Source organism: Desulfuromonas acetexigens (assembly GCF_900111775.1).
GTDB lineage: Bacteria > Desulfobacterota > Desulfuromonadia > Desulfuromonadales > Trichloromonadaceae > Trichloromonas > Trichloromonas acetexigens.
In genome coordinates this window covers 77,142-84,812 of sequence record NZ_FOJJ01000005.1, presented here as the reverse complement: position 1 = coordinate 84,812, position 7,671 = coordinate 77,142, and the positions used below count along the sequence as shown (strand labels likewise).

Below are 7,671 nucleotides of genomic sequence, written 5' to 3'. Positions count from 1 at the left end.
AGGGTTCGCGAGTTACGCAACAAAATCCGCAACGAAGCGGCCGAAGACGTTGCCGCCGGCGTGACGCCGCCAGGCTTCATCGATTTAGACTTCGGCGCGTATGCAACTTCTTAACCGGACACTGCTGCTTTTTTCTAACTCATTGATTGCCTTAACATATCTATCTCTTTTCAACTGCAAATCTTCTGATTGTTCTAATATGATAACGCTACCATTTTCATTGTTAACTTGAGAAACATGGCCCGTTGAAACAAACAATGCCTCCAGATACTTTCTAAATTTATCTGCTTTTTCTTTACCATCTTCCTGAGAAGCAGCCTCTTGTTTTGCTAGTGAAAGCATCTCATCACTAATGATTATTTTATTATACATAGTGTGATATTTCATAAGATAAAAAGAAGAAAACATCACAAAAGAAAAAGATATACTAGCAATGAAAATTCTTGAAATCATAAACTAATCACTATTCCTTATTCTGTGTATTAAATATCCAAAAAATGACTGAATAAAAAGAAACAGTGAAACATAAATTGTTAATATTTTTTTGTTTTTAATTATTTCATCAAGCCTAAAAAGCAAAAAATCTTCGAGACCATCCGTTATATTCAAATAAAACAGCATGAAAAAAAACAAAACAACTGAAAAAACCCCTACCATTACATAGGACATTTTAGATGACCTAGCATGCAAATACAATAAAGTTGAAATCAAAAAAGCTATCAATAAGTCTCTTCCACCGAGAAGTAATGCGACAAAAACAACGACAGATGACTCGATAATTATTTTCGGATATTCATTATTGAGTAAGGCTATTTTGTTTATCATATAAGTCTTTACAGAATATCTCTTATTCAGGGAATAGCTCTTTATAAACCGCATCGGTCTCGTTCATCCGATCAACAATAATATCAACGGCATTTCTTTTATTTTTATCTACAGCATCCACAAATGGTGGCGTAGCAACACCAATATTTATCAAGTCTACGACCATATCTCTTTGTCTTTGCCGTCTTTCTTCAGGCGTTTCAGCACAAGTCATTGCGAGAGAGTCACCTACTAATTCCGCAGTATCCAGAGCAGTATCTGCTTTTTCGGCGTACCCAAGGGCCTTAGCAAGAGCCCGCAGGGCTTTCTCAAATGGTGTCAGAGAACTTTCACCATAAGGGTCTAATCTATTCGCGGGGTCATTTCCAGTGTATGCGTAGAGGTTAACATCCCCCCCGGCAAACCCAATCGGATCCCTTGATATAAACCGCCCCTCCATAGGGTCATAATACCGTGCCCGGTAATAATACAGACCCAGTTCCCGATCCCACTCCCGCCCGGTAAAGGTATAGGCGTTGGCGAACTCGGGGTTTTGCGCCGTGACCATGCCGAAGGCGTCGTAGCTGTAACGCTGGACGACGTTCTTGGAGGCGTCGGTCAGGGCGACGATGCTGCCGAGGGCGTCAGCGTGGTAGTAGGTGCTGGTTCCATTGGTGATCTGGGCCAGGGGTTCGTCGATGCCGGGGCCGTGGACATAGTGGCTGGTCGTGGTGGCGGTGCCGTCGTTGACGGTGGTGAAGACGATGTCCTCGCCGTCGTAGACGTAACTGGTGGTGACGGTGCTTGCGGTGTCGCTCACCTGTTTCTCAATGCGGCGACCAAAGGGATCGTACTTGAAGTTGAGAGTGCGCACCACCTGGCCGCCGAGGGTCAGCGCGGCCTGACGCAGACGATTTTCGCCGTCCCAGGTGTATTCCCAGAATTTGCTCCGATCCGCCGAGAGGTAGCGGTAGCGTTGATTGCCGCGAACGTCGTAGGCGTAGTCAAACTTGCGCCCTTTGAGCATTCGGTTCCCGGCGTCGTGCTCGTAGGCGACGTCGGCGGTATCCTTGATCGTGGGGCCGCTCTCGCGGTTGCCGACGGCGTCGTAGGTGAAGTTCTCGGCCGACGCGCCGGTGACGGCGGAAGTGAGGCGATAGGTTTCGTCGTAGCTGTAGCTGGTGGTCACGCCGTTTTCGCTTCTCTGCTTGCGGTTGCCGACCTTGTCGTGTTCGAGGTAGTCGATGGTGAGATCAACCTGTGGGGTGTCGATATTCGTTAGCAGGCCCCCTTTGGGATGATAACCGTAGGCCGTGGCAACGCCGTTAGGATAAACCAGCGTGGTGCGTCGATCGAGCAGGTCGTAGGCGAACTCGAAGGTGCCGGCCGAAGAAGAAAGAGTAACAGGTCGTCGATTGTCGTCATAATCAACGACGATGTTGCGCTCGTCGGGGGTCCCGGGCTGAAAAACAGTACTGGTTCGATTGCCGGCTTGGTCATATTGGTAGTTAATGACATAACCGCGGCTGTCGTTGACAGAGACGATACGGTTGGCTCCATCGTATGTGAGGGCATAGGAAACCGAGGGATTGGCTGCGGCAATAACATTGCCGCGACTGTCATAAGCGAAGGTGGTCTCACCGAGATTTGGTACGCTTTTTTGGATCAAGCGACGCAACGCGTCATACGTGTAGCCGATTGTGATGCCATCGGGAGTTGAAATAGCGTCGGGGGAGGGAAATGCTCCGTAGTGAAAAGCTGTGGTCTGATTCAGGGGGTCGGTTTCGCCGACCAAACGGCCAATGGGATCATAGGTGAAGTGTGTCTGCTGGTTCTTGGCATCGATAAGTGAGGTCAACTGGTCGATGCCGGAGCAGTTGGTGCAGTTGGCGCCCCCATAGGAAAGCAGGGTGTTTTGGCCCAACGCGTTTGTGAGCCGTGTCAGTTGCCCTTGGTGGTTGTAACGATAGGCGGTGAAATTACACCGGTAATTATCAAAAGCGCTGTTTTCGCTAAGCCCGCCAAGCAAACCCCCAAATAGTAATTAATGAATGCCAAGAAACGACGAGATTGGTTTTATACCAGATGAAAGTTGAAACGAAAAGCCCAAAAATAGCGCCAAGGCAGGTGCCGCGTCACTTTCAATATTTTGCCCTGAGACTACTCCAGTCGGAGAGTTTTTACGCAACCCTACAAGCCCACCGTTTCGGCTCTGATCGGTTGATGGTTGGAAAAGAAAACATCAAGCTTTCATGAAATCAGTGGCGGCGGAAGTCGGCGGGGCGGGTGTTAAAAGACGACCGGGAGGGGGATTCCGGGGGCATGGGGCGGGGAGCGCCGCGCAAGTTGTGCAGCGCGGCCGCGGCGCAAGCAAATCCGGTCAGCAACGCCGCGATTTCAAGAGGGCGGTAGCCGGTGGCGTGGCCGGCGGCGAGCAGGAAGAGGAGCAGGGAACTGGTGCCGAAGACCCAGGGCAGGGCGCGGTTGATTTGCAGGGAGGCAACCATCAGCACGGCTCCGAAGAGGCACCAGAGCAGGAGATAGGCGGTGAGCGCCGGCACCGGCGTGGCCCCCGTCGCTGGGAGCAAAAGGGGCAGGGAGAGCCAGAAAAAGCCGTAGGCGGAGAGGGCGACGCCGCTGAAATAGCGCTTCTTGACCCATTCCAGAACGCCGACGGTAAATTGCCCGAGCCCTCCGGCGAGAATGGCGAAATCGAAGAGCCACTCGGGCAGGGGGAGGAGCGCGGTCAGGTACAGACTGAAGATGAGAGTCGTCAGGCCGAAGCAGAGCAGTCCCAGGGGGGGGAGGGTGCTGAAAGGGCGCGCCGGAAGGGGACGGGACGGTTTCGGCGGAACCGGTTTTGGCGTGCGGCCGGGGGAAGTCTCCCCGGGCTCCGGCAGCGGTGTCGGTGCTGCTGCCACCGGCCGGGTCGCCGGTTCGGTTTCGCGCTCCATCAGATACTGGTAACGGGGGCAGTCCTCGGGCTGGGTCGAGCAGAACTGGCTGATGATCTTGGCGTCGTGGGGGGAGATGTAGCCGCACCCGACATCGCAGAGATCTTCGTTTTTGCCGTAAAATGGACAGCCCATGGTGTGAGTTCCGAATGCGAAGAACGAATCGCGGTCGTGGAGACGGAAAATGCCTCGCTCCAGTTAGAGCAACCACCGTACCAAGCCGGGGGAATAAGGGAAATAAAAAGACTTGTTCAATAAAAACGGTTGGTTGGATTGAAAAACGGGAGGTGGCGCGCGGGGTTTCGAAAGGCGGATATTTCGCATTTCTGCGAAGAGATAAATGGGAGGAGGAAGGGCCGCCGGCGAGCGATCACCCTGACCTTTTTTAGAAAAAGTTATAATTCTAGATATTTACTTAAATAAGAAAATATACCAGAAAGGATATTTCGGGTTCGCGAAAGTGCCAGGGAGGAAATGTCGGTTTTTGCAATCGTGCAAGACGTTTTTTACGAATAGTCTTCCTTTTTGATGTCGTACTTTTTGATTTTGCGGTAGATCGTCGCCATGTTCATCCCCGCTTCCCGCGCCGCCGATTCAATATTGCCGCCGTTTTTCCGCAGCAGGCCGATGAGGTAGTTGGTCTCGAAGCGGCCGAGGGCGGCGGAATAGCCGTCCCCCTCATTCGCGTCCGCCACCGGCGGCGCGCCAATGTCGATGAACTGGGCGAGGACCGGCAGGCTGATCCATTCGTCGCTTTCGATGGCCATGCAGGCCTCGATGACGTTGCGCAGCTGGCGGATGTTCCCCGGCCAGCCGAAGTCGCAGGCGGCCTGGAAGGCCTCGGGGGAGAGCCCGCGGATTTCGGTGCCGAACTTCTCGTTCTGCAGCTTGATGAAATGGGCGGCAAGCAACGGGATGTCCTTGCGCCGTTCGCGCAGGGGGGGAAGGTGGAGATTGACCACGTTCAGCCGGTAGTAGAGATCCTCGCGGAAGGTTCCGGCCTTGACTTCGGCGAGCAGGTCCGAGTTGGTGGCGGAGATGATGCGCACATCGACCTTGATCGGCTTGGTGTCGCCGAGGCGCAGGAATTCCTTCTCCTGCAAAAAGCGCAGCAGGGTTTTCTGCACGTTCATCGGCAGATTGCCGACCTCATCGAGAAAGAGGGTGCCGCCGTCCGCCGCTTCGAGCAGGCCCTGGCGGTTTTCCGTGGCGCCGGTGAAGGCCCCTTTCTTGGTGCCGAAGAGTTCCCCTTCGAGAATGCTCTCGGGCAGGGCGCCGCAGTTGATGGCGACGAAGCGTTTGCCCTTGCGCGGCGAATTGTAGTGCACCGCCTGGGCGATGAGTTCCTTGCCGGTCCCCGATTCGCCGGTGATCAGCACCGAGGTGTCGCGAATGGCGATCTTCTCGACCTTGTGCAGCAACTCCTTGAGCTGCGGCGAGTCGCCGATGATGTTGTCGAAGCGGAATTTTCCCGCCAGTTCGTCGCGCAGTTCGCGGTTTTCGGTGAGCAGCTGATTGTGCTTGAGGGCGTTCTTGACCCGGTAGAGCAGTTCCTCCGGTTCGAAGGGTTTGGTCAGCATGTCGTAGGCTCCCTTGCGCAGGGCCTGGATCGACATGTCGACGGTGGCGTGGGCGGTGATCATGATCACCGGGATGTCGGGGGATTTGGCTTTGATCCGGCTCAAGACCTCAATCCCGTCCATCCCCGGCATCTTGATGTCGGAAATCACCAGATCCCAGTCGCCGTGGCGGTATTCCTCCACCGCTTCGAAGGAACGGGTATAGCCCTTGGCGGCATAGCCGCTGTCGGCGAGAATCGCCTCCATCATCCGGCAGAGGCCGGCCTCGTCGTCAATGATCAAAATCCGTTTCGGGACCATCCAGCTCATCCTCTCGTGATAGGGGCAGGCGCACGGTGATCGTCGTCCCCCGGCCCACCGCGCTTTCCAGGACGATTCTGCCCCGGTGCTGTTCGATGATTTGTTTGGTGATCGCCAGGCCGAGACCGGTGCCCCGCGCCCGGGTGGTGAAGAAGGGCTCGAAGATCTTTTCCTGGTTTTCCTCGGCGATGCCGGCGCCGTTGTCGGCGAAGACGATGTCGAGCCAGGGCTCGTTGCGGACGGTTCTGACCGTCAGTTCCCCGCCTTCGCTGGTGGCGGCGCCGGCGTTGAGAATCAGGTTGATCGCCACCTGGCGCAACTGATCGGCGTCTACCCAGATGGGCGGCAGGTCGGCGGCGAACTCCTTGCGGACCTGGACATGGTGCATGTCGGTATGGTTGGCGGCGAAATCGACGATCTGCTGGAGCAGGTCGTTGATGTCCGTCTCGATCAGGGAGGGTTTCGGGGTGCGGGCATAGCTGAGGAGATCCTGGACGATCTTCTTGCAGCGCTTGCTCTCCCGTTTGATCTCGTGGATGAACTTGTAGTAGGGCTCCTCGGGGTCCATCTTCCCTTCCATGTAGCTGGCATAGCCGAGAATGACCCCGAGAGGATTGTTGATTTCGTGGGCGACGCCCGAGGAGAGCACGCCGAGGGAGGCCATCTTCCCTTGCTGGGCGAGGGAGGCCTCCATCTCGCGGTTGCGGCCGAGCAGGCTGATCATCTTGTTGAAGGCCAGCGCCAGTTCGCCGAGTTCGTCCGTCGATTCGACGGTCATACGCTGGTCAAGGCGCCCCCTCTTGACCGCGCGGATGACTTCGATCATGTTCCGGATCGGCTCGGTCAAGACCCGCGAGGCGATGACCAGTAGCACCACCGCCATGCTCCCGACCATCAGGGGGATGAGGAGCATCACCGCCATGATCCGCCATTTGATGACGTTGGCTTCGTGAAAGAATTCATCTTCGTAAGAACCGACCGCCACGATCCAGTCCCAGGGCTGGTAGTAGCGATAGCGGACGATTTTCATCCGTGCCTGGGCATCGCCGACATTGCGCCAGGGGTAGCGAATCCAGCCGTTTTTCTTTTCCAGCATCTCGCGGATGAAGAAGTTGCCGTCCGAATCCTGACTGGCGCTGACATCTTGCCCTTCCGCCTCGGGATGGGCAGTGAGGACGCCGTTTTTATCCATGCAGAAGATGTAGCCGGTCTTGCCCACCTTCTTGCTTTGCAGCTTGAGCTTGAGATCCTCCATCGACTGCTTTTCGAAGGCTTCGTCTTCGTAGGTCTCCTCGACGTAGCCGCCGGTGGCAATGATCCAGTCCCAGTCACGGAAATGGCGGTAGGCGACGATCTTCTTGCGCGGCAGGCGATCCCCCAGGGCCTCGTTACGCCAGGGGTAGATGCTGTAGAGAACCCGTTGCCCGTCGGATTTGACGGCGTTCTGAATGAGGGCGCGGATAAAATAGCGGCCGTCCTCGTCCTTCTCGTCGAGGATGTTCTGCCCCTCGCGGGCCACATGCACCAGCAGGTCGCCGGTACTGTTCAACACATAGGTGTAGCCGCTTTCGCCGAAACTGACATTTTTCAGGGCCTGACGGGCCAGATTCTGCGCTTCGCTCAGGGGCAGACGCCCCTCTTGAAAACGCTGGTATTGGGTTTCCACCAGGCTGTAGGCGAGGTCGGTCAGGGTCTTGAGTTCGTCGCGGATGACCCGCTGCTTGTCCTGCTTGTAAACCTGAAATTGCTGATGGTGAGAGTCCAGCAGGTCAAGGGTGAAGAGGGCCATGTGGTCCAGGTCATCCTTGCTGGTCTGGGTGATGCCGAGGTAGGCCTGCTGGGTGGCAATGACGCCGATGACCGTACCGATGAGGAAGATCGGCAGGATCACGAGAGGAAGGACCAGGACCAGAATCTTGCCCCGTAACCTCAGATTATTTACGAATTTAAAGAGGTAACGGTTCATTCCGCCTCGGGGGTCAGAGAAGGGTGCGGGAATTATGGGATAAGGGCGCCCTTGAAGTCAAGGCACC

General features: G+C 55.4%; 5 protein-coding genes. All 5 read right to left on the bottom strand.

Going from position 1 to position 7,671, the window contains the following annotated elements:
- Positions 1-84: 84 nt before the first annotated feature.
- Positions 85-453: a hypothetical protein gene (locus BQ4888_RS04885; protein WP_092054379.1), complete on the bottom strand. Its 369-nt coding sequence runs from the start codon at positions 451-453 to the stop codon at positions 85-87.
- 394 nt (positions 454-847) lie between these two features.
- Positions 848-2,833, bottom strand: a complete 1,986-nt coding sequence (locus BQ4888_RS17840; RefSeq protein ID WP_092054377.1) for an RHS repeat-associated core domain-containing protein — start codon at positions 2,831-2,833, stop codon at positions 848-850.
- A 229-nt stretch (positions 2,834-3,062) separates the two neighbouring features.
- Positions 3,063-3,893 (bottom strand): acetate uptake transporter, encoded by an 831-nt coding sequence (locus tag BQ4888_RS04875; protein ID WP_092054375.1) that lies wholly within the window; start codon positions 3,891-3,893, stop codon positions 3,063-3,065.
- Positions 3,894-4,264: 371 nt separating this feature from the next.
- A complete protein-coding gene (locus BQ4888_RS04870) occupies positions 4,265-5,638 on the bottom strand; it encodes a sigma-54-dependent transcriptional regulator (protein WP_092054373.1) in 1,374 nt (457 codons plus the stop codon).
- Positions 5,610-7,604 (bottom strand): cache domain-containing protein, encoded by a 1,995-nt coding sequence (locus BQ4888_RS04865; protein WP_092054371.1) that lies wholly within the window; start codon positions 7,602-7,604, stop codon positions 5,610-5,612. Before BQ4888_RS04865 ends, BQ4888_RS04870 begins: the two co-directional genes overlap by 29 nt.
- Positions 7,605-7,671: the final 67 nt, after the last annotated feature.